The 23898-nt window shown below is 42.3% G+C and carries 22 protein-coding genes; 16 read left to right on the top strand and 6 right to left on the bottom strand.

All coding sequences use genetic code 11. The features are described from left to right. The first annotated feature begins 5 nt into the window (after positions 1–5). A complete protein-coding gene (locus ACFVP7_RS01330; protein WP_396582917.1) occupies positions 6–923 on the top strand; it encodes a GNAT family N-acetyltransferase in 918 nt (305 codons plus the stop codon). Then, positions 920–2170 (top strand): MFS transporter, encoded by a 1251-nt coding sequence (locus ACFVP7_RS01335; RefSeq protein WP_047183523.1) that lies wholly within the window; start codon positions 920–922, stop codon positions 2168–2170. The genes ACFVP7_RS01330 and ACFVP7_RS01335 overlap by 4 nt, the downstream gene beginning before the upstream one ends. Positions 2171–2204: 34 nt before the next feature. Here the strand turns inward: ACFVP7_RS01335 and ACFVP7_RS01340 are convergent, their stop codons facing one another. The 3 genes from ACFVP7_RS01340 to ACFVP7_RS01350 form a co-directional block, all read right to left on the bottom strand. Further along, a complete protein-coding gene (locus tag ACFVP7_RS01340; RefSeq protein WP_120027737.1) occupies positions 2205–2633 on the bottom strand; it encodes a hypothetical protein in 429 nt (142 codons plus the stop codon). A gap of 325 nt (positions 2634–2958) precedes the next feature. Continuing rightward, on the bottom strand, positions 2959–3879 hold the full coding sequence (locus tag ACFVP7_RS01345; protein WP_041339995.1) for a DMT family transporter: 921 nt from the start codon (positions 3877–3879) through the stop codon (positions 2959–2961). After that, entirely contained in the window at positions 3876–4703 is an 828-nt protein-coding gene (locus tag ACFVP7_RS01350; RefSeq protein ID WP_003246321.1) for an AraC family transcriptional regulator, read from the bottom strand. The genes ACFVP7_RS01345 and ACFVP7_RS01350 overlap by 4 nt, the downstream gene beginning before the upstream one ends. Positions 4704–5895: 1192 nt before the next feature. Here ACFVP7_RS01350 and ACFVP7_RS01355 point away from each other — a divergent pair. The 3 genes from ACFVP7_RS01355 (at position 5896) to ACFVP7_RS01365 (ending at position 8813) form a co-directional block, all read left to right on the top strand. Further along, positions 5896–6327: a transcriptional regulator gene (locus ACFVP7_RS01355; protein WP_076458348.1), complete on the top strand. Its 432-nt coding sequence runs from the start codon at positions 5896–5898 to the stop codon at positions 6325–6327. Positions 6328–6504: 177 nt separating this feature from the next. Then, the gene (locus ACFVP7_RS01360; protein WP_033881264.1) at positions 6505–6747 is read left to right on the top strand and encodes a phage holin; all 243 of its coding nucleotides are present in this window, start codon (positions 6505–6507) and stop codon (positions 6745–6747) included. A 395-nt stretch (positions 6748–7142) separates the two neighbouring features. Next, positions 7143–8813: a LysM peptidoglycan-binding domain-containing protein gene (locus tag ACFVP7_RS01365; RefSeq protein WP_031600099.1), complete on the top strand. Its 1671-nt coding sequence runs from the start codon at positions 7143–7145 to the stop codon at positions 8811–8813. A 109-nt stretch (positions 8814–8922) separates the two neighbouring features. Here the strand turns inward: ACFVP7_RS01365 and ACFVP7_RS01370 are convergent, their stop codons facing one another. Further along, on the bottom strand, positions 8923–9711 hold the full coding sequence (locus tag ACFVP7_RS01370; RefSeq protein ID WP_014478684.1) for a hypothetical protein: 789 nt from the start codon (positions 9709–9711) through the stop codon (positions 8923–8925). A gap of 1245 nt (positions 9712–10956) precedes the next feature. On the opposite strand from ACFVP7_RS01370, the gene purT reads away from it, so the two are divergent. The 11 genes from purT to ACFVP7_RS01425 all read left to right on the top strand — a co-directional run bounded on the left by purT (position 10957) and on the right by ACFVP7_RS01425 (position 20565). Then, complete coding sequence (purT, locus tag ACFVP7_RS01375; RefSeq protein ID WP_338734092.1) at positions 10957–12126, top strand: phosphoribosylglycinamide formyltransferase 2; 1170 nt, start codon at positions 10957–10959, stop codon at positions 12124–12126. A gap of 143 nt (positions 12127–12269) precedes the next feature. Next, positions 12270–13211, top strand: coding sequence for an extracellular metalloprotease Mpr (gene mpr / locus ACFVP7_RS01380; RefSeq protein WP_088325242.1), 942 nt, complete (start codon positions 12270–12272; stop codon positions 13209–13211). Beyond that, positions 13174–13572, top strand: a complete 399-nt coding sequence (locus ACFVP7_RS01385; protein ID WP_305091168.1) for a YbfJ family protein — start codon at positions 13174–13176, stop codon at positions 13570–13572. The genes mpr and ACFVP7_RS01385 overlap by 38 nt, the downstream gene beginning before the upstream one ends. Before the next feature lie 170 nt (positions 13573–13742). Then, positions 13743–14633 (top strand): enantioselective carboxylesterase CesB, encoded by an 891-nt coding sequence (gene cesB / locus ACFVP7_RS01390; protein WP_305091167.1) that lies wholly within the window; start codon positions 13743–13745, stop codon positions 14631–14633. Between the two features lie 194 nt (positions 14634–14827). Then, on the top strand, positions 14828–15361 hold the full coding sequence (gene pssA / locus ACFVP7_RS01395) for a CDP-diacylglycerol--serine O-phosphatidyltransferase (RefSeq protein ID WP_014475661.1): 534 nt from the start codon (positions 14828–14830) through the stop codon (positions 15359–15361). After that, positions 15352–15840 (top strand): DedA family protein, encoded by a 489-nt coding sequence (locus tag ACFVP7_RS01400; RefSeq protein WP_003234861.1) that lies wholly within the window; start codon positions 15352–15354, stop codon positions 15838–15840. Before pssA ends, ACFVP7_RS01400 begins: the two co-directional genes overlap by 10 nt. Further along, entirely contained in the window at positions 15833–16624 is a 792-nt protein-coding gene (locus tag ACFVP7_RS01405) for a phosphatidylserine decarboxylase (protein ID WP_014478691.1), read from the top strand. Before ACFVP7_RS01400 ends, ACFVP7_RS01405 begins: the two co-directional genes overlap by 8 nt. A gap of 54 nt (positions 16625–16678) precedes the next feature. Then, complete coding sequence (locus ACFVP7_RS01410) at positions 16679–16957, top strand: hypothetical protein (protein WP_396582918.1); 279 nt, start codon at positions 16679–16681, stop codon at positions 16955–16957. 104 nt (positions 16958–17061) lie between these two features. After that, a complete protein-coding gene (locus ACFVP7_RS01415) occupies positions 17062–18402 on the top strand; it encodes an erythromycin esterase family protein (protein WP_396582919.1) in 1341 nt (446 codons plus the stop codon). Positions 18403–18509: 107 nt separating this feature from the next. Beyond that, entirely contained in the window at positions 18510–19391 is an 882-nt protein-coding gene (locus tag ACFVP7_RS01420; RefSeq protein WP_396582920.1) for a helix-turn-helix transcriptional regulator, read from the top strand. A 205-nt stretch (positions 19392–19596) separates the two neighbouring features. Next, complete coding sequence (locus ACFVP7_RS01425; RefSeq protein WP_338732074.1) at positions 19597–20565, top strand: rhodanese-related sulfurtransferase; 969 nt, start codon at positions 19597–19599, stop codon at positions 20563–20565. A gap of 33 nt (positions 20566–20598) precedes the next feature. On the opposite strand, the gene gltP is transcribed toward ACFVP7_RS01425, so the two are convergent. Together gltP and ptsG are read right to left on the bottom strand one after the other, a co-directional pair. Beyond that, a complete protein-coding gene (gene gltP / locus ACFVP7_RS01430) occupies positions 20599–21843 on the bottom strand; it encodes a glutamate-aspartate/proton symporter GltP (RefSeq protein ID WP_014478694.1) in 1245 nt (414 codons plus the stop codon). A 144-nt stretch (positions 21844–21987) separates the two neighbouring features. Further along, complete coding sequence (ptsG, locus tag ACFVP7_RS01435; protein ID WP_396582921.1) at positions 21988–23883, bottom strand: glucose-specific PTS transporter subunit IIBC; 1896 nt, start codon at positions 23881–23883, stop codon at positions 21988–21990. Positions 23884–23898: the final 15 nt, after the last annotated feature.

Genomic DNA, 23898 nt, shown 5'->3' on the forward strand with positions numbered 1-23898 from the left:
TTGATTTGAAAACAAGAGAATCATCTGTCGGATTAAAATTCAGAAAGTTCAATCGATTTTATACAAACGTCCTTGGTTTCCTTAATGAGCACATTTACGACAGCCCGTTTTCCTTAACAGAAACACGGATTTTATTTGAGATTTATAATACGCCTAATTGTACGGCAAAAGCTCTTCAGGATAAGCTGGGGCTTGACCGGGGATATGTCAGCAGGATTGTGAAGCAGTTTGAAAAAGAAGATTTGATCTATAAACAGAGGAGCAAAGATGACGCCCGCCACCATTATATTTTTGTCACAGAAACAGGAAAAACGATTTATAAAAAGCTGGAGGAGAAAGCCAACGAACAAGTAGAACTGATGCTGAAGGAAATCAACCAAAAGGAGCAGCACAGGCTTGCCGAGGCGATGGCAGAGATTGAAGAGATCCTTTCACAGTCGCTTTCTGCCAGAACATCAGAGATATCAATTAGAGATTATTTTCTTTCGGAGGATCTTCAACTCCTTATTGAGAAACAAAGACAATTTTACGCGGAGGCTCACGGTTGGGATGACACGTTTTTAGCTTATCTTCAGGAGACATTTGACGCTGACATCGAAAAAATATGGATTGCGGAAAGCGGCGGGAAATTTGCCGGCTCTGTCGGGTTGGTCAAGCATGATGAAAAGACAGTCCAGCTCAGATGGTTTCTGGTTGATGCGGATTTTCGGGGCAGGGGGCTCGGCACGCAATTGCTGGAGCATCTGGTTGCATACTGCCAAGACATGAAGTTTGACCGCATTTTCCTTTGGACGGTGAGCACGATGGCTGAGGCTCGTCCGCTCTATAAAAAATTTGGATTCAGGATAAGTGAAGTGAAACAAGAAGCGTCATTATGGGGACAGCAGCTGACAGAAGAACGGTGGGATTTGGAGCTGTCATGAAAAGACTGCATTATGCGTGGATCATCGTCTCCGTCACCTTTTTGATCTTATTGGCGGTTCAGGGGGTGCGGTTGTCATTTGGTGCGTTTGTGGAGCCGTGGGAACGGCAGTTTTCAATGGATAGAAGCACCATCTCGCTGATTTCGACGATGAGTTTTATTGTTTATGGCATATCGCAGCCTGTGATTGGGCGGCTTGTGGACAAATGGGGTGCTCGGGCTGTTTTGGCATGGAGTGCGTTACTGACAGGAGTCAGCATTTTCTTAACATACCTTGTGACTTCGCCTTGGCAGCTGTTTTTGCTTTATGGGCTGGGTGTCTCGCTTGGAGTTGGCGGAGCTTCGAATGTGGCGGCAAGTGTATTGGTCGTCAATTGGTTCAGCAAAAAACGGGGACTAGCCTTTGGGATCATGGAAGCAGGCTTTGGAGCGGGGCAAATGCTTCTTGTTCCCGGCTCACTCATGTTGATCCATTGGTTTAGCTGGAAGCTGACGGTTGTGGTGTTGGGACTGCTGTTAATCGTGATTGTCTTTCCGGCTGCGCTGCTGATGCTGCGGAACAATCCTTCAGAAAAGAATACAGAGCCGATAGGCGGACTGGCTGCATCAGAAAAAGAAACAGCACCCAAAACAACAGCTCTTTCAGTGGCCGGGATGTTTCGTATGAGGCAATTCTGGTTCTTGATTTTTCCGTTTTTGATCTGTGGATTTACGACCGTGGGGCTGATGGATACCCATTTGATTCCGTTTTCTCATGATCATGGCTTTTCAACGACAGTCACGAGTGCTGCTGTCAGTCTGCTGGCAGGCTTTAATATTGCTGGCATCTTGCTGTCCGGAATTGTAGCGGACCGGTGGAGCAGCCGGAAAATCCTGTGCTTTTTATATGCGGTGCGGGCGCTGTCGATCGTGATTCTTATTTACAGCCACGAGCCCTACTTGCTTTTAGCCTTTGCGATTCTGTTTGGATTAGTGGACTTTGCAACGGTAGCACCGACTCAAATGCTCGCCACCCAGTACTTTCAAAACTACTCGATCGGCCTCATGATTGGCTGGCTGTCACTCGCCCATCAGATCGGATCGGCACTAGGTGCGTATGTGCCCGGCGTCATCTATACGGTAACGGGTGAGTATACACTGGCTTTTTATTTGTCGATTGGAATGCTCGTGCTTGCGAGCGTAATGAATGTGATGCTGAGGGAGCCAGCTGCGGTCACGCGTGACAGTGCGGCTGTGGTAGACAAGTGATAAGGACAAAGGGAAAGCATCTCTGATTTCGAGATTATTCAGAGATGCTTTTTTTGTATTTTTGTTCTAATACGAAGTCGATCATACCGACTATGCGGGCGTTTTCGGATTTTTGTTTGAAGCGTTCAGAAATTTGAACTTTTCTTGAAAATGGGGAAACACCAAATACCCATATTAGGCCAATTAACACAAAAAACATTTGTACACCCATTTCTATTAAATCATTATAATGAGAACTGAAAAAATAAATATATAACGTTATTAATGTTACTGTAAATACGATTTTGACAGTGTGTTTGAATGTGAGCTGTGGTTCAATTAAACACACTTTCATTTGGTTGAGTGTGAAAGAGTCTTGTTTCATTAGGTACAAAAGTAAATCATTATCGTTTTGACTGATAGGGTACAAGTCAGTTTCTATTTTTTTTGTGATCTCCTGATATTTATGTATATTACTTTTCATATAGAATCCTCCCTTAAGAATAACTCCATGAGTCCTCTAAAAGGACCCATGGAGATCAAGACTATTAATAATGTACGGAAGAGTACTGCAACTGCTCCTGCTTTAGGGCCTTTTTTAAATGTAATCGAAGTTTTAAGTCCAGAAGTAGCGTTGTTATATATTGTAACGTCAAAAAGGTACAAATTAAGTATTCAATGTTTGAGTTATTGAATTACATAAAGTTCAGTCGGTAAGCAAAGACTGGTAGATAGATTTTGATAAACTCGATTTGGAACACAGTGAGCGCCCGTTTGTGTCTGCCCATACACCCCGTGTATAGATGCCGTTAAGCATCCATTTTACATCCGTTCTCCATCAGCTTCGCTTTCGGTTTCATCTCCGAAATGTAGAGGCCTAAAAGCGTAAGGGCGCCTCCTAGAAGAGCGATCCATGTCATGTTTTCATGCAGGACCAGGACGGAAGCGGCGATTGTGATAACCGGGACCATGTATATATACGCACTGGATTTGACGGCTCCGAGCACGCCAACTGAATAATTCCAAGTGGCGAAGCACAGGGCAGAAGCGCCAATCCCTAAGAAAAGCATGTTGAGTATATTTGAAGCAGATGAAAATCGGCTTAGGTCAAAATGGAAGTCGAACAAAAATAAAGCGGGAACCATAAACAATAAACCATACAAAAATACTCTCTGTGTCAGCTCGATGATGTGGTATTCGTAAGCGCTTAATTTTTTCATGAATATCGAGTATCCGCCAAACACGAGAGCAGCCCCGGCTGCCATGATGTCTCCGAGCGGATTTAGACGCAGTACCACATTGCCGTTAAACGTAATCAATAAAAGCCCGATCAGTGCCGAGACAAATCCAATCAAAAAAGTCAGACGCAGTTTTTCGCCTTCGAGCAGAAAATGGGCCAAAACCGCAGTGATCATCGGTATAATGGACACGATCATGCCGACATTAGAGGCGTATGTATAGGTGAGAGCTATATTTTCTAATAGAAAGTATAAGGTTACGCCAAATAAACCAGCCCCGGCAAACAACAGCTCCTGCCGCCAATTCCTGAACGGAATCATGTTGGGACGGACGAGGATAAGAGCGATAAAGCCCATCAAAAACCGATAAAATAATATTTCCATTGGAGAGAAGTCAGCCAGCAGAACTTTTGTCGAAATAAAGGTCGTCCCCCAAATCAGAATGGTCACAATGGCTGCGATATGCCCCGAAGTTTCTCTTTGTATGTTCATCTGTGAAGCTCCTTTTCAAAAATCTTCATGTATTGCTTCGGCGTCAGCCCCACCTGCCGTTTAAAAAACTTCGTCATATGGCTCTGATCGCTGAATCCTGTCTGAAATGCCGCATCAATCGGTCTTACCCCTTGTTCAAGGAGTTTTTTGGCTTGATTAATCCGGATTGTTTCCATGTAGCTATTAGGGGTAATGCCTTTTTGTTTTGTAAATGAACGCAATAAATGATACTTGCTCCAGCCTGTTAATTCACTCAAATCATTGAGTGTAACATTTTCGGCATAATGCTCTTCTAAAAATTCACAAACCATTTTGACTTCGTCTGATGGTTCTGGAACGCTGCTAAGGAACGTGACATCTGAATAATGGCGGATCAGCTCCTCTAATAGATGAAGAAACAGCTCCTCCTTACGCAAAGCTTGTTTTTCCTCGGATATCAAAATATGCAATTCCTGCAGGCTGGCTGTCAGCTCATGGCGGAATAACACATGCTGGGAGAAATAAGGGAGATGCCCGGAGCCAGTAATCTCTTTCACCGCCTTCTCCATGATATCCGGCATGACATTGATACACCGATAATCAAGCGTCCGGCCGTCAATCTGTTCACAGCTATGCGTGTCACGGGGGTTAAAGAGGAGAAGATCACCTGGATTGATGATATATTCTTGATCCTGACAGGCCAGATACCGCTGCCCTTTTTCAATAAATCCAATCACATAATAATCGTGAAAGTGGTTCGGGAACTTCTGCATAATTCCCTTGAAGCGGTAGGCTTCTATATGAAGGTGTGGGTCAAGCTGCAGTGTGCGGGTTTCGTTTTGCATGGGATGCCTCCTGTCGGTGTGGTGTTCTTGGATTAAGTGTAGCATGATTTTGGGGGATTTCTTGTATGATGTTGCTGTTTAGGAATAGAGAAAGCAGACCGTTATTGATCTGCTTTCTTTTCCATCAGTCATGAATAGGATTTGTGGTGCCCATCTCAACTAATGTAAACGTATACATATTGTGCTAATAGGCGAGCATCTGGATTTTTCCAACTCAACAGGGCTTTAAAATCTATGCTGACTTTCTATGTGAACGAATTCTGTCAGCGGGTAGAAGAAAACAGGAGGTCAAAAATATACTCTGATTTCACCTACGTTCGTTATAACTTAGTATTTTAAAATTAAACATCTGGTAAAGAAGTATATCGACACAAATTTTCAAGAAGGTTTATATGATGAATGATTCAAACTTGTTGTGAACGTATTATGCCACGTAGGGCATTATATTAGTTGTTCACCACATTTACCGCTAACACCAGCCATAGGCAATCCGATTAAATCCTTTAGAAAATCAGCAGGTCAATTGGGCCCTCTGCCCTTATTATATAAAATCACTGCCGCGTTGTAGACATAATGTCATTAAGCGCCCGTGGTTCTAATACCTAGCCTTACCTGTGCTGACAGGGATAAATTTTGTCACCTTATCAATAGTCCATGAGATCACTTGTGTCAGCAATTTTAATCAATTCGGGCAATTGACTTCTAGAAAAAGCATATATTCATGATTCTACCACATAGAAAGAGAGGAACTGGAAAAGTTCCGATGTTTGATTACTGTTTTTCCTCTTCAAAGGTTTGTCGAAAGTCCGGATAACCGAGTTTTAGTTTTCATAGAGAGTGACGTAGGCTTTGAGACGCACTATCTATAAAAAGTCCTAATGGAATAGATTATGTATCAAACAAGCCTTTAATGCTATGTCTATACCCTTTAGGTCTTTTATTTACAAAAAAATAAACTTTTGGATTATTTTTAGAGTTTTCAGCCAGAATAAGGTTACAAATATTAGAGATGAAAGAATTTTTTACAATTAAAATAGGTATATAGGGATAAATCTAAAAACAAATGAAAGGATGAAAGTAGGTTTCTTTTAACAAAAATTCCTTGTTTTTTATATCGAATGTTTTTGAGGACAATTAATTAAAATATGGAACACAAGTTCGATTTTTTCTAGGAAAAGAAAGGTGATTGCATATGTATACACTTCAAGAAATTAGTAAACCTAAAAGAAAAAAACTAGTGAAAAATATTGAGAAGCACTTAAAGAACTACAATAATTACAAAGTTGCCATCCTTAATCTAAGTAAACAGCTTGAATTCATAGCTACAAATGATAATATGGAAATCTTTAAAGAAAGCATCGATGATGACTGTGAGTTTCAGGAATCAGTGGATAAACTTGCCAGTGAGTTGCAACATATCAAACTTCTAAAAGATTCAATCGATATTTCATTATCAGAATTAACAGAACTAGAGTACAGATTTGTTCAATACCGTTATTTCAAAAATTGGACCATCGAAAAAAGTGCACTAGAGATCGGTTATAGTGATAAAGCACTGTTTGTAATACGTAATCAGGTAATGGATAAATTATTGATCAGCTTAGGGAGCGTTGTTTACATGTAAAACTTTATAGAGCTGTATAAAAGCAGATTGGTACATAAAATCTTTAAAGTTGAAGATAGAAGTATAACTAAATCAAAATACTTCTACCTTTTTCTTTAAAGTTATCAATTATTATACTTTTAAAAAGATAGCTCTTAACTGATAGCAATAGATTTTAAAAATAAAGGAGATTTGATGATGGATAAAGGGACATTTGTTAGAACGTTCGTCTTGATCATAGCACTTATAAACCAACTACTCACAATATATAACAAATCACCTCTTCCTTTAGACAATGAACAATTGGAACAATTCGTATCTATGGTATTCACCTCTGTAGCAGCAATAATAGCATGGTATAAAAACAATTATGTTACAAAAAAAGGGCACTCACAAAAACAATTATTGAAGGAGAAGAATTTAATTAAAGTCAAAAAATAATAATCATAAGACCTGTAGCTCTCCTAAATAGGGGAGCTTTTTATTTATATACGTAGAATGAGATACATAAAATATAAAATTACTTTGCACTCAATGATAGGCGCATCATCTTTGACTGAGCTTACTAAGGGAGTAAGTCTATTATCTATCTAGAGATAGGAAATTTATAAAATGAATGAGACAGGGAATTAAAAGTCAATTATAGCCCTAAAAAGCTGGTCATACTGCTTTTTTAACCTGTGCCTAAGAACCTAAGGTTGAATACTTTTTAGGTTCTTTTTTTATTTTTATGGGATTTTTAGCTTACTTAATGAGTACTCTTAAACCTCATTCTAGATTTAAGATAATTATGTACTCTTCCTCATGGGGATTAAAAAAAAAAATGGAGGTTTATTATGGCAACAACATATTCTACAACTACTTATACTGTTAAATCTGGAGACAATTTAGGAAGTATCGCTCAACGATTTGGAATGACATTGTCAGAGATCCAATCACTGAATAACATTAGCAACCCAGATAAAATTCAAGTCGGTCAAGTATTGAAAGTTTACGCTAGTGGCAATGATTCTGGCAGTGGGGGTTCCACACGAAAAACGACCACTTATACTGTTAAATCTGGAGACAATTTAGGAAGTATCGCTCAACGATTTGGAATGACGTTGTCAGAGATCCAATCACTGAATAACATTAGCAACCCAGATAAAATTCAAGTCGGCCAAGTATTGAAAGTTTACGCTAGTGGCAATGATTCTGGCAGTGGGGGTTCCACACGAAAAACGACCACTTATACTGTTAAATCTGGAGACAATTTAGGAAGTATCGCTCAACGATTTGGAATGACATTGTCAGAGATCCAATCACTGAATAACATTAGCAACCCAGATAAAATTCAAGTCGGCCAAGTATTGAAAGTTTACGCTAGTGGCAATGATTCTGGCAGTGATGGTTCCACACGAAAAACGACCACTTATACTGTTAAATCTGGAGACAATTTAGGAAGTATCGCCCAACGATTTGGAATGACATTGTCAGAGATCCAATCACTGAATAACATTAGCAACCCAGATAAAATTCAAGTCGGCCAAGTATTGAAAGTTTACGCTAGTGGCAATGATTCTGGCAGTGATGGTTCCACACGAAAAACGACCACTTATACTGTTAAATCTGGAGACAATTTAGGAAGTATCGCCCAACGATTTGGAATGACATTGTCAGAGATCCAATCACTGAATAACATTAGCAACCCAGATAAAATTCAAGTCGGCCAAGTATTGAAAGTTTACGCTAGTGGCAATGATTCTGGCAGTGATGGTTCCACACGAAAAACGACCACTTATACTGTTAAATCTGGAGACAATTTAGGAAGTATCGCTCAACGATTTGGAATGACATTGTCAGAGATCCAATCACTAAATAACATTAGCAACCCAGATAAAATTCAAGTCGGCCAAGTATTGAAAGTTTATGATAATGGTAGTAACGATGATACAAAAGATGACAACTCGACTCCAGATAAAGGAGATGGTGGTTCATCTGTAACTTATGTAACCGAGAGTCAGTTAAATCAAATTGGATGGTCAAGCTCTTATATTTCAAAAGCTATGTTGCAAGATTTGAATAATTGTTTAGAAAGATACAACATTACAACTAGATCTAGACTTTGTCATTTTATTAGTCAATGTAGTCATGAATCCGGAGCTGGACGATGGAGAAAAGAATTAGCATCAGGGAGAGCGTACGAGGGACGCGCAGATCTAGGCAATACTCAACCAGGTGATGGTCCAAAATTTAAAGGAGCAGGTTATATTCAATTAACAGGTCGTTATAACTACACACGTTTTTCCAACGCAATTGGTGATTCTAAAATTATAAGTCTAGGTGTTGATTATGTAGCTAATAATTATCCATGGACTAGTGCGGGATTTTGGTGGCATTCAAACAATATGAATGCACTATGTGACACTAATCCATCAGTTGAGGCAGTAACACGAAGGGTCAATGGCGGTTATAATGGATTAGAAGATCGTAGAATGTATTATAATAGATGTATTAAAGTATTCTAATTGATAGTGGAAATAGTATATATCAGAGGGGCGGTTCAATGTATTGATGAACTGCCCCTTCTATTGAAAAATGTTTGGTATTTTCGTTTCAATAATTAGCGATGAATGATTAATGAATAACCATTATATCAATGAGTCGCTTAATTTTCTTATCGTCGCCTGTATCAACGTACACTTTTTTTGTATTTTTCTTAATGTCCTCAGTCTCTTTCTTCATTATCCCTTTATCTAAATTATCAGCGGAGTCCCAGCGTAAAGGAACATTGTATACATTAATCGTGCCATTCCCATTGCCGCTGTAAGTTACTGATCCATCCACTAACCGAGAACCTGCCAACTGGATCACATCTTCTGGATAGCTGGCACTGGAGTCATCATTAGGATTGATCGGTTCGCCGGCTGAAATATGGCGAACATTCAATTCGTCTATATCTTGATTTGGCCCAAGCTGCAGCCAAACTCGGGCATATTCGATTTTATCGGATGAATATTCTCCCAGTACATTGTCATTTTCGCCTTTCCCCTCATTTCTTTCTTCTATTGAAGATGTTTCTTTTGAATGATCATCCGTTGCAGAACCTTTTGAGGAATTTTCCTCTGAATCCTTTGTTGCAGAATCTTTTGAGGAATTTTCCTTTGAATCTTTTGTTGCAGAATCTTTTGAGGAATTTTCCTCTGAATCCTTTGTTGCAGATTCTTTTGAATTTGGCTCCGATTCTTCCTTGCCTATTTGATTGCTATCTTTAGTCTCATCGTTATTTTCTTCAGAATGTAAAGCAGAATCATTATCTGAAGGATTTTTTGATTCTTCTTTCTTATTGCCCGAACATGCAGCAAGCAATAACACGAGCAGTAGCAGGGCAACATTACAATAAAATAGCTTTCTAAGTTTCTTCATTATTTTATTCCTCTCCTTCAATCAACAACATACCATACAGGGAAAATATGTCAAGATTCTATGAACCTTAAAGAGTGTACTTTGAAGTTCAACTCTAGGACGATTATTAATACTAATACTTAGATTGATTCCTCTAAGATCGCCCAAAGTAACAGTAAATTGCTGAGTTTGTTGGCTTCAATGGCCTCTGTCTGGTACACCCTGTGGCATTTCGCTAGAACTCCCTATTAGTATGGTAACATGGTGAATTTAGGAAAGGAGCGAAAACTGAAAAAATACAAAAAAACGGTTCTTTTTTACTGATTCTTTTTAATTATTTTACTCATGGGCAGGAGAAGCTGCTGAAGTCAGCTTCGGCGTGAATTCTCGTCAGCTTCTTGTACCAGTTCTATGTTTTTTCGCGTTTTGCCAGACTAAATGCATTAGCTAAGTTCATTAATGTTTCGGTTGGGTTTGCGGGATTGATTGATGACGCTATTTGTTCCGTGCTTCCTGTTAGTCGGCTTGCTTTCAAGGAGAGACAGGGCTGGCTCCGGTTTGGAATGAGAAACTTGGCTGTTTCATTTATTCGTGCTTTTTAATGCCGGCGCGAATTATTTGGGTGTGTATCTTCATTTAGTTTTCCCATTCATGCATGACGTTAAATCAATGCTGGGTCGGTTGGTTAATAAAGGAGATGATATCAAGTGCGTGAGAAAGATTCAAAATGTCGACATCATATTGTCCAAATGTGTTTAGAGAATTGTTAGCCTGAATTGGCGCATCGCTTGTCAGATTAGCTGCGCAGTTCTGCCAGTAGACGGCGTTTTTCTTTTTGATAGTGAATTTGGAGGTGCAAGAAGCGGAAAGGAACTGGTGATGCTTGGAACAAGACTTCGGGGCTGGCATTTTGCAGGAGTGGATATGTCAGAGTGAATGCTAGATGAGTGTGAAAAAAATGATGTGCTGGAGAATCAAGCGGCTTTGATAGAAGAAGATATCACTCAACATTTATTTGATAGTGTGTTTTCGCGTGCGACATGTATGCTTGTGCTGCATTTTTTGCATGACTCTGAATGCCAAACGTGAATTTTTGAGATGTATAACACATCAGCTGGAAAACGGAGATCTTCTGTGCTGGCTTCCATTTATGGGGAGTCCGTTTGTTTTCGTTTTAATGGCAGAGGGAAAGTAAGATCTTCTTATTTTGGTTTCTTTAATAAAAATTTATTTTTCAAATATTTCAGTTATAATGGTTTGGAACAGATAGGAGGGGCAAAGATGTATCAATCAAAGAAGGTTTTATTGTTAGGTTCAGGTGAATTAGGTAAAGAGGTAGTGATTGAAGCCCAGCGTCTTGGGGTACAGACGGTGGCAGTTGACAGTTACGAGCATGCTCCGGCGATGCAGGTCGCGCATAACAGTTATGTCGTTGATATGCTGGACCCAGATCAGATCAGAACCATTATTGAGAAAGAAAAGCCGGATTTGATTGTGCCTGAGGTGGAGGCGATCGCGACGGATGAATTGCTGAAGCTTGAAGAGGAAGGATTTCACGTCATCCCGAATGCCCGTGCGGCCAAGCTGACGATGGATCGGGAAGGCATCAGACGGCTTGCGGCGGAAACGCTTGGACTTGCGACGGCTGGCTATGAATTTGCGAATACATATGATGAATTTATACAAGCGGCAGCACAGATCGGTTTTCCTTGTGTCGTTAAACCATTGATGAGTTCTTCTGGAAAAGGCCAAAGTATCTGCCGCTCTGAAGCGGATTTAGAGAGCTGCTGGGAGACGGCGATGGAAGGCGGACGGGTGAAAAACGGCCGCGTGATCGTTGAGGAGTTTATCCCATTCGAATCAGAAATCACACTCTTAACCGTACGTGCGGTTAACGGTACGGCATTTTGCGAGCCGATCGGTCATGTGCAAAAGGACGGGGATTATATCGAATCATGGCAGCCGCATGATATGACAGAGCAGCAAATAGAAGAAGCGAAGCATATTGCGAAAACGATCACGGATGAGCTTGGCGGATACGGTCTGTTTGGTGTTGAGCTGTTCCTTGCGAAAGATAGGGTATATTTCAGTGAGGTATCTCCTCGTCCGCATGATACGGGTCTTGTCACGCTGGTGACGCAAAATTTGTCAGAATTTGCGCTGCATGTCCGGGCGATTCTCGGCTTTCCGATTACAGAAATCACACAGCTTTCTCCTGGCGCCAGCAGGCCCCTCAAAGCGCCGGAAGAATTAGCGGATTACACTGTTGAAGGATTGGAAAACGCACTGGCAGTCCCAAAGACTCAAATGCGCGTCTTTGGAAAGCCGATAACGAAAGCCGGACGTCGTATGGCAGTTGCGCTTTCTGCTGCTGATTCAGTTGAAACGGCAAGAGAGAATGCAAAGAAAGCGTTGGAACAGCTAACGATAAAATAGAGTTTGAGCAGGCCTTGTCATGGTACAAGGTCTGTTTTTTTCTTCCTTCATAAAAGTTTTATCATAAGAATCAGAAACCTGATTATAATGTAAAAGTCTTCCATCCCTACGGGTGGTTGACACTAAAGGAGGGAGATGACAAAATGAAATTAGTTCCAAGATTCAGAAATCAATGGTTCGCTTACTTAACGGTTTTGTGTTTGGCTTTAGCAGCAGCGGTATCTTTTGGCGTACCGGCAAAAGCGGCAGAGAACCCGCAAACTTCTGTATCGAATACCGGTCAAGAAGCTGATGCCACGAAAAACCAAACGTCAAAAGCAGAACAGGTTTCCGCCCCTTATGAGGGAACCGGAAAAACAAGTAAATCGTTATACGGCGGCCAAACGGAACTGGAAAAAAACATTCAAACCTTACAGCCTTCGAGCATTATCGGAACTGATGAACGCACCAGAATCTCCAGCACGACATCTTTTCCATATAGAGCAACCGTTCAACTGTCAATCAAGTATCCCAACACTTCAAGCACTTATGGATGTACCGGATTTTTAGTCAATCCAAATACAGTCGTCACGGCTGGGCATTGTGTGTACAGCCAGGATCATGGATGGGCTTCGACGATAACTGCCGCGCCGGGCCGCAATGGTTCGTCATATCCGTACGGCACTTATTCAGGCACGATGTTTTACTCCGTCAAAGGATGGACGGAAAGCAAAGACACCAACTATGATTACGGAGCTATTAAATTAAACGGTTCTCCTGGAAACACGGTTGGCTGGTACGGCTACCGGACTACAAACAGCAGCAGTCCCGTGGGTCTTTCCTCGTCAGTGACAGGATTCCCGTGTGACAAAACCTTTGGCACGATGTGGTCTGATACAAAGCCGATTCGCTCCGCTGAAACGTATAAGCTGACCTATACAACCGATACGTACGGCTGCCAAAGCGGCTCGCCTGTTTATCGAAACTACAGTGATACAGGGCAGACAGCTATTGCCATTCACACGAACGGAGGATCGTCATATAACTTGGGAACAAGGGTGACGAACGATGTATTCAACAATATTCAATATTGGGCAAATCAATAAATACAGCAAACTAGCCATATTCATGTCTATTTTGTTTTTATGCGGATGCAGTTCGCAGACGCATTCTTCTCAAAAAGAAACGACTATTCCTGTCACTCTTCATGTGGAGGATGCTAAGGGGCTGCCGGTCGAAGGGGTTCAAGTGACGATTGTCAAAGCGCCTGCTTCAGATGAGGAGCCGAGTACAGAGATTGGCGAGATACTCGGTAAAACAGACAAAAACGGTGATATCAAATGGGATACCGGCAGAAAAGGCGATTACTCAGTCGCGTTGACGAAGGGTGAAATATCAGTGACCCATCACATCTCGTTAACAGAGGATAAGAAAGATCATGCCATTCCATTAGTCTTCAAAGAATAGCAGTTTCCTTGATTTTAAGGAAACTGCCTTTTTTATTTATTGCAGGAAACCAAACTATATACTGGAAATTTATTATGTGAGATAATAAGAAATAGGTATTTTTTCTTACGAGACAAAAGGGGCGTTATCCTTTATTTTATATCAATCAAACCCGGAGGAAAAAGAAGAAAATGATACAAGATTCAATGCAGTTTGCCGCGGTTGAAAGTGGTCTGCGCTTTTACCAGGCATATGATCAAAGCCTTTCTTTGTGGCCGATTGAGTCGGAAGCATTCTATGTTTCTACTCGTTTTGGAAAAACACATATCATTGCAAGTGGGCCAAAGGACGCACCTTCGCTCATTTTGCTTCACGGAGGCCTTTTCAGCTCTGCGATGTGGTATCCGAATATCGCAGCGTGGAGCAGTCAATTTCGTACATATGCGGTCGATATAATAGGAGACAAAAATAAAAGTATACCATCAGCAGCCATGGAAACGAGAGCTGATTTTGCAGAATGGATGAAAGATGTCTTTGATTCTCTTGGACTTGAGACGGCACACCTGGCCGGCCTTTCGCTTGGCGGGTCCCATATCGTGAATTTCTTACTCCGCGCGCCTGAAAGAGTAGAGCGGGCGGTTGTTATGAGTCCCGCTGAAGCGTTTATTTCATTTCATCCGGATGTCTATAAATACGCTGCAGAGCTTACAGGGGAAAAAGGAGCTGAATCATATATCAAGTGGATCACAGGCGGCAGTTATGATCTGCATCCTTTACTGCAAAGACAAATTGTGGCGGGCGTGGAATGGCAGGATGAGCAAAGGAGCCTGAAGCCGACAGAAAACGGCTTTCCGTACGTGTTCACAGACCAGGAATTGAAATCAATACAAGTCCCGGTACTGCTGATGTTCGGTGAGCACGAGGTCATGTACCATCAGCAAATGGCCTTTGAGCGGGCTTCGGTATTGGTGCCGGGAATTCAGGCTGAAATCGTAAAGAACGCCGGACATCTGTTATCTCTGGAGCAGCCAGAGTACGTCAATCAACGCGTCTTGTCCTTTTTATGCGGGGGGATAAAATAGTAAGGAACATGAAAAGATTGGCATTCGTTTTTCAAAAGGTAACAAATGTTGTATAATAATAGAATTTGAATGCTGCTTTTTTGGGAGCATTCTATGTTATCATGCTTATTGGAGAAAAATTTTTCCTGTAACGCTATTCGATCACTATCGTCAAATAATATAGATGGTTTTACAATTGGAGGTTTGGTTACACTGTGAATTACATCCCCTGTATGATTACGATAGGAAACTTCATTTGCGGATTGCTGGCGATTCATTCCTTGCTATATCACAACATTCATTCAGCAGTGCTTTTTATTTTTACAGGCATGTTCCTTGATTTCTTTGACGGGATGGCTGCTCGTAAGCTGAATGCCGTTTCTGATATGGGGAAAGAACTGGATTCGTTTGCCGATCTGGTTACGTTTGGGGTGGCTCCTTCTATGCTTGCTTACAGTGTCGCGTTGTATACCCTGCCATTTATCGGGATCTTATGCGCATTGACGTACAGCATTTGCGGAATGCTTCGCCTCTCTAAATTTAACATTGAACAAAGCAAGCTCCCGACGTTTATCGGTATGCCGATTCCGTTTGCGGGCATGTGTCTTGTTATTTTAAGCTTCACCTATAACCCGATCCTTCTGGCAATCGGCACTTGCGGACTTTCATATTTGATGGTGAGTAAAATAAAATTCCCTCATTTTAAAAAACATGCGGCAGAAAACCTGGAGTCTGGGAGATGGAATTAGTTCAGCAGCTCATAGCGGATTACGGTTATCTCGCTATTTTTTTGATGCTGGTATTAGGGATTGTAGGATTGCCGATTCCAGATGAAGTGATGATGACCGTTGTTGGCTATTTCACGCATACCGATGTATTGAATTATGAGCTTTCGATATTGATTAGTTTTGTCGGGGCTTTGTTAGGTATGCTGATCAGCTACATGATTGGCAGAAAAGCCGGACGCCCGTTTATCGACAAGTACGGCAAGTGGGTCGGCTTAAAAGAAAAAAGAATGATGAAAGTGGAAAAATGGATGAAGAAATACGGTCCATATTCTCTTATTTTAGGTTATTTTATTCCCGGCGTCAGACATGTGACGTGCTACTTTTCGGGGATCGGCAAAATGGATCTGAAAACGTATGTTGCGTTTGCGGCAATCGGCGCCTTTTTATGGTGCTTTGTTTTTATTACAATCGGAAGGGTTATAGGGATTATTCATGTTTAATACGGCTGTAAAGATTCTGTATCGATCATTGATAGAGCTGACGAATCATCGTCTGTCATCCTATCTGATTAAAGGATTTTGCGAGTCGAAAATCAGCAAACCGGTCATTCCGCTTTTCTCAAAACATTTTCGGCTGAATTGGGATGATGTGGACGGTACGGCTGCTGATTACGGATCGCTGTCCGAATTGTTCATTCGACAAATAAATCTGGAGCGGCGCCCTGTGTCAAAAGAGGCGCATGCGGTGGTCAGCCCTGTTGATGGTGTGGTTCAGACGGTAGGAATCATCAACCCGAATCAAACCTTTACGGTGAAGGGAAAAGATTACTCATTCGCTGAGCTGACCGGCTGTAAAAGCGCAGACCATCAATACAACGGCGGATATTTCGTCGTGCTGTATCTCAGCCCGAGGCATTATCACCGTTTCCATTCTCCGATCAGCTGCAGGTATCAAAAGCTGGCCGAGCTCGGAAATCGCTCATACCCGGTAAATCAACTAGGCTTAAAATACGGGAAAGATGTGCTGTCGAAAAATTATCGGTTTGTGTACGAGCTGAATAGCGGCAGCCGAAATGTCCTGATGATTCCTGTCGGCGCGATGAATATTAATTCTATCGTGCAGACGAATACCCGTACTGAATTGGAGATCGGCGAGGAGCTGGGATACTTTTCATTTGGCTCAACCGTCATTTTGATTTTTGAAAAAGACGCGTTCCAGCCGTCCGCCCATTTAGCAGAAGGCCAAGAAGTTCAAGTCGGAGAACTGATAGGTTATGAAGAGTAAAAAGAGGAGCTTGCATAAACGCAGCGCCTCTTTTTTTGAAGAAAGGTGAGACTTATGGAGAAACAAATCATCAGCTGGATTACAGATTATCAGAACACCGGAGATGAAGCCGTCCTCCGGCAAGTGCGAGAAGTGTGCTGGCCGATCGTTGAAGCGGTTTTGCAAGAGAAGGCAATAGATGAAGAGCAAGCGAACAATTTGCGCGAAAAAGGAATCGAGCGGTTTCCATTCATCATCAGCAAATACCAAGCGGATGTGCAGCTTCCGGTTGAGACATTTTTACGAAATACGTATCGGTTTTACTTTCATCAGGTGATGAAAGAATCCAGCTAAAGCTTCTTTCAACAGAGAAGCTTTTTTTGTTGGCAGGAAAAGGAAACTTTTTCTATATCTATCTCGTAATGACTAGAGAACCTAGCAGAAAAGGAGAGATAGAATTGAAACGAATGATAGTGAGAATGTCCCTGCCGCTGCTGATCGTTTGTCTGGCGTTTTCTTCTTTTTCAGCCTCTGCCCGTGCTGCTCCTGAAGAAAAACATTGGGAGCGCTGGATTGAACGACATGCACAGCCACTGGATGCTTCCGATGCTTCAAACAAAGACCTTCGCTTTCTAAAGAAGGTGCTGAAAGGGAAACGAATCGTTCAGTTAGGGGAAACGACACATGGCGCTGGCGAAATGAATGCCACAAAGGTCAGAATGATCAAATACCTCCACGAAGAGCTGGGATACGATGTATTGGCCTTTGAGTCCGGCTTTCCTGATACAAATGCATCCTACCTTAATATGGACCAATTAACTCCTAAAAGCACGATGAAAAACTCCATTTACGCTGTATGGCACACAGAAGATGTCGTTGAATTGTTTGATTACATGAAAGAGCAAAAAGAGAAAGGCGATCCGCTGATCCTTACCGGTTTTGATATTCAAAGCATGAAGAATTCATTCAATGATGCTGCGACTCAATGGGTAAAAGCGGTGGACCCTGAGAAAGCAGAGTTGCTCTCCCAATCAGAAAATAATTTTTCAACATTAGTGACAGACAGCAACACGTTTGATGAATTTACGCAAAAGAAGGAAAAGCTTGTGAAAAACTATCAGAAGCTGATCAAGTTCACTGAAACACATGCTTCAGAGCTAAAAGAAAACCTTCCAAAAGAGCCGAAAGCTTATGAGATGTTTATGCATTCTCTTCAGCTGAGAATTGACGTAATGGAAACGTATATGCTGGAAGAAATGAAAGAAAAACTAGAGGAATATCCGGAGAATATTGAGGATTTTTCATTCTTTATGAGAGACCGCATGATGGCTGAACAATTTCAGTGGGTAGCTGACACCCTTTATCCGAAAAAGAAAATCATTGTCTGGGGCCACAATTACCATCTGCGCAAACAGAATACGAAGATGATAAAGGACTGGGTACAGCTAAACGGCCCTAACATGGGTGATTATTTGCCGGAGCGGCTGAAAAAACAAACATATACGATTGGCATTTATGCTTACTCAGGTGCGAGTCTTGATAGCTCCGATAATAAGACTGTTAAGCCGGTTACAAGCCCGCCGCCGTCTGGGAGCCTTGAAGCTTTGCTGAAAGCGGCGGACCGACCTGCTGTTTTTGTTGATTTTCTCCATACAAAAAACAAGAAAGGCACTTCGTGGATGTATACCCCGCGCACAGCACTCTACTGGGGATTCACAGAAGAGCAGATGATCCTTAAGGAACAATATGACGGTGTCATTTGGCTGGAGCATATCACGCCCTCTGTCATTATCAAGTAAGCGGTGTCCCCTGTGGTAAACAGGGGATATTTACATATCGCAAAAATAATCAAAACATATAAGCCCTAATCCATTATTCTAAAACAGAAAGGAGGTTGAAGCGTGCAATGTATTATGAAAAAGCTGTCCAGAAAACGATCGATTGGATTGAGTCACACTTACATGAGCAAATATCAAATGAGGATATTGTAAACGTTTCAGGCTTCTCAAAATTCCATTTTCATCGAATTTTTCAAAAAGAAGTCGGCATGTCGGTTGCTTCTTATATTCGGTTAAGACGTCTTGCGAATGCAGCGGCAGCTTTGCTTTATACAGATCTTCGTATTATTGATATTGCTTTGTATTATCAGTTTGAATCTCAAGAAGCATTTACGAGGACGTTCAAAAAGCTGTATCACATGCCGCCTGGCGCATATCGGGCATTTATGAAGCGATTTACTACAAAAAAGGAGGAATCTTGCATGGAGAAAAAAATGAAGGGCTGGGTATTGAGCGGGAGCCATCCGTTCCAATTTGAAATGGGAGTTGACCGGGAAAATGTACATCAGGGAAAAGCTTCAGGATATTTAAAGTCAACGATGGTGCAGGATATCGGTGAATTTGCGACGATGATGCAGCAATTCAAAGCAGATCGCTATCTAGGAAAAAGGCTTCGTCTATCAAGTTTTATCAAAACAAAAGGAGTGCAGCATTTTGCCTCGCTTTGGATGCGGGTTGACAGTGCTGCTGATGATGTTCTCCAATTTGATAATATGAGCAACAGACCTATTACCGGAACAACCAATTGGAATCATTATGCTATCGTTTTAGATGTTCCAGAAAATAGCGCAGTGATATCTTTTGGTGTTCAATTATCTGGACCGGGGCAGGTGTGGATGGATCATGTTGTTTTTGAAGAGGTAGATAAGAGCGTTCCTTCAACAAACCTTGAAATGCCGGGAGAACTTTTAGATGAACCGGTAAATTTATCTTTTGAAGAGGAATTATAATAATAGTTTTCAGACAACTATATCTATTAGTAAGTTAATGGGAAATACTATCCGTCATTATTAAACCCTTGTGCTGCTTAGGTTTGTAAGAGCTTGGATATTTTTATCAGTCTGGGCGGATCTGTTCATCTTTGCGGCATTTTCCTGTATGATATAGTAAGAGTGTGCATAGCAACTAACTATAATTGAACAGGGTGTTTAAAACATGGAAAAACAATACAGAGTATTACTTTACTATAAATATGTTCCGATTGAAGATCCAGAGGCGTTTAGAGAGCAGCATCTGGCTTTTTGTAAGGAGCTTGGTTTGTTAGGCCGTATCCTTGTTTCTTCTGAAGGAATTAACGGTACGGTATCAGGTACGGTTGAACAGACTGAAAAATATATGGAAACAATGAAAGCTGATCCTCGTTTTGCGGACATGGTATTTAAAATTGATGAAGCAGAAGGCCATGCCTTCAAAAAAATCTTCGTCCGCCATAAAAAAGAGCTTGTAACGCTTCGTCTTGAAGATGATGTCAATCCGAACGAAACAACAGGCCAGCATTTGAAGCCTGCAGAATTTTATGAGAAGATGCAGGATCCAAACACAATTGTCATCGACGCGCGTAACGATTACGAGTATGACCTTGGCCATTTCAGAGGTGCGGTCCGTCCTGACATCGAAGCCTTCCGCGAATTACCTGAATGGATTGAAGAACACAAAGATATGCTGGAAGGCAAAAAGATTTTAACGTACTGTACAGGCGGCGTGCGCTGTGAAAAGTTCTCAGGATGGCTGGTGAAGCAAGGCTTTGAAGATGTAGCCCAGCTTGACGGCGGAATCGTGACATACGGTAAAGATCCTGAGGTGCAAGGCAAGCTTTGGGACGGCCAGTGCTACGTATTTGATGAAAGAATCAGCGTGCCTGTCAACCGTGTCGAGCATGTGATCGTCGGAAAAGACTACTTTACAGGAGAACCGTGTGAGCGTTATGTGAACTGCGCAAATCCATCTTGCAATAAAAAAATGATATGCACACCGGAAAATGAGTATAAATATATGCGCAGCTGCAGCCACGAATGCCGCACGAACCCAAGAAACCTGTATGTGAAAGAGCATAATATGACAGAAGAAGAAGTGAAAGCAAGACTGGCAGCGATTGAAACAGAAGATCATGCTGCTGCTGAATAAAAAAGAACACCTCGCATTGAGGTGTTCTTTTTTCTATATGCTTTCGGTTTGGCTGTTTGCGGAAACCCATTCTTTTTGGCGGAAGGCCTTTTCCCATTTTGATACCACGATACAGGCGATCGCATGTCCCGGTACGTTCACGCCTGTTCTCGCCATGTCCATGACGCGGTCAACACCCGCGATAATGGCAACGCCTTCAGCCGGCAGTCCTACAGCATTGGCAGTCGCCAGAAGAACTACAAGCGATCCTGAGGGTACAGCTGCAATGCCTTTACTGGTCATCACAAGCACAAGCATCATGAGCAGCTGCTGGGACAATGTCATGTCTACTTGAAAGGCCTGTGCGAGAAAAATACAAGAAACCGATAAATATAAGCTGGAGCCGTCACAGTTCAATGACAAGCCGGAGGGAACGACAAATGATACCACTCGTTTGGGACAGCCGTATTTCTCCATTCTATCCATCAGCTGAGGGAGAATGGTTTCAGTGCTGGTGGTGGAAAATGCAATTAAAAACAGATCCCATATCATTTTCAATACTTCGAAATACTTAATCTGAAAGATGAGACCGACAAGCGGAAAGAGGACAAAGAGGATCAGAAACAGGCCAAGGAATACGGTGCCAACCAGCTTAAACATAGGGAGGAGGAGTTCAATGCCATATTGGCCCACAGAAGCAGCCATCAGGGCTAACACGCCGATAGGAGCAGTGACCATGACGATTTGTGTGAGCTTGAACATAATCTGAGCTGTAGATTCAAAGAACTTCATTACTGGTTCAGAAGCTTTGCCGATACCAGCCGCGGCGACACCAAATAAAATGGCGAAGAAAATAACGGCAAGCAAATCATTTCTGGCCATGACATCAATAATGTTTGTAGGGATAATATCCAAGACCATTTGCTTGAAATCAACAACTTTGTCTGTGTAGCCGGAAAGTTCATGAATATCTTTTTTTGCCAAATGGGAGAGGTCAAGCCCGACACCTGGTTTTAAGACATTCGCTAATAAAAGTCCAAGCCCTAATACCAACGTTGTAATCACTTCGAACCAAATGATCGTCTTGATGCCGAGACTGCCCATTTTTTTCATGCTTCCGCTTCCTGCGGCTCCAATGACAATGGTAGAAAATACAATCGGCACAACAATCATTTTAATCAGGCGGATAAACCCATCTCCGACAGGCCTCAGTGCCATCCCGAAATCAGGAAAAAAGTGGCCGATCACTGCGCCGACAGCCAAAGCGATTAAAATTTGAAACGCGATTAATTTTTTCAAATGAATCCCCCTTTAGAATGATAGAATGTAGGCATATTCATATCATTCGTGATTCAAATGCAAACACCTTTTTTCAAGTTATTTTATTTTGATAGCGCTTTCATTATGTTGGCAAAAAAGTCCCCCGCAGCAGGGGGGACTTTTTTACTTCATTTGAATGTGCTTTAGATCTTCTTCAGAGGTATTTGTGAAAATAACCGGTGTTATGGCTGAAGCGGCATGCTGCTTGATGTAATCGAGGTCAAAGGTGAGAAGCAGTTCGCCTTGTTTGACGGCTTGTCCGCTTGTGACATGTGCTTCAAAGCCTTCCCCATTTAGTTTGACGGTATCAACGCCGACATGAATCAGGATTTCAGTGCCGCCGGCGCTCATAAAGCCGATGGCGTGTTTTGTCGGAAAAATCGAGACGATCTCGCCGTCCGCAGGTGCAACGACTTTTCCTTCTGATGGTATAATCGCAAATCCCTCGCCCATCATTTTTTCTGAAAAGACTTGATCAGGCACATCTTTTAAAGAGACTGTTTCTCCTTTAATCGGATAAATAAAGGTCTCACCGAAATCGGGCTTCTGCGGTTTGTCAGTTACCGTGTCCAGCGCGGCGGCGGTGGCAGGGACGCCTCCGGCCATGATTGTTTTGATGTCGTCTTTTAAGGCATCGGATTTGGTTCCGAATATTGCCTGGAAGTTGTTGTTGACCTCCAGCACACCTACTGCACCAAGCTGTTTTAATTCATCCTTGCTGACTTGGCTTGGCTGATGAACGGTCACACGAAGCCTTGTGATACACGCATCCAGGTTAGCGATATTTTGCTGTCCGCCCAAGGCCTGCAGCACGTGAAAGGCAAGCTGGTCTTTTGCAACTGGAGCTTTCTCCTCATTCTGACCGTCTTCATCTGTCTCGCGGCCGGGCGTTTTCAAATTCCATTTCAGAATTGCAAATCGGAACAAATAATAATAAATGAAAGCAAACACGATCCCGACAGGAAAGACAACCCAGCCATTTGTAGACAGTCCGTAGTTCAAGACGTAGTCAATTCCGCCGCCTGAGAACGTATAGCCGTGGCGGACATGGAATAAATCACAAACGACAAAGATGACGCCGGCAAGAATAGAGTTAATCAAATAGAGCACGGGCGCAACGAACAAGAAAGAAAACTCCACTGGCTCTGTAATTCCGGTCAGCATAGATGTGAGCGCCGCAGAAATCATCACGCCGGAGATCATTTTTTTCTTTTCCGGACGCGCGGTATGGATAATGGCAAGAGCAACGGCCGGCAGACAGAAAATCATGTAAGGGAAATCCCCCATCATAAAGCGCCCGGCTGTCGGGTCTCCCGCGAAAAACCTTGTCAGGTCGCCGGTTACGGTGTTGCCTGTTGATGGGTCTGTGTATTCTCCCATCATAAAATAGAAAGGCGTATAAAAAATATGATGCAGGCCAAAAGGAATCAGCAAACGATAGATCGTTGCATAAAAGAACAGTCCGACTGTTGAATCGGCAATTAAACTGCTGGCTGCGTTAATTCCGTTTTGGATCAGCGGCCAAACGAATGAGAAAATGACGCCGATCACCAATGAACTGACGGAAGTAATGATCGGGACAAAGCGTTTTCCAGAGAAAAATCCAAGGACCGGATGCAGCTCGATTGATGAAAATCGCTTATATAAATAGGCGGCGAGAAGCCCGATGATGATTCCTCCGAAAACCCCCATATCAATCAGGTGCTCGGCTCCTTCATACGGAGGCTGAAGGCCGAGTAATTTTCCCATATTGTCGAGGGTGACGGTTAAAATTAAGTATCCGATGACAGCGGCAAGTCCGGCTACACCTTCTCCGCCGGCTAATCCGATCGCGACCCCTACGGCGAAAATCAGCGGGAGATTATCGAATACAACGCCGCCTGCATCCTTTATAATAGGGATGTTCAGTAAATCCTTGTCTCCGAAACGGAGCAAAAGACCTGCTGCCGGCAGGACGGCAACCGGAGTCATCAACGCGCGGCCAAGCTGCTGCAGAATTTGAAATGCCTTTTTAAACATGACAGTCTCCTTTTA

The sequence above is a fragment of the Bacillus sp. SG20033 genome, assembly GCF_044570195.1.
In the GTDB taxonomy this organism is placed as follows: Bacteria; Bacillota; Bacilli; order Bacillales; family Bacillaceae; genus Bacillus; species Bacillus subtilis.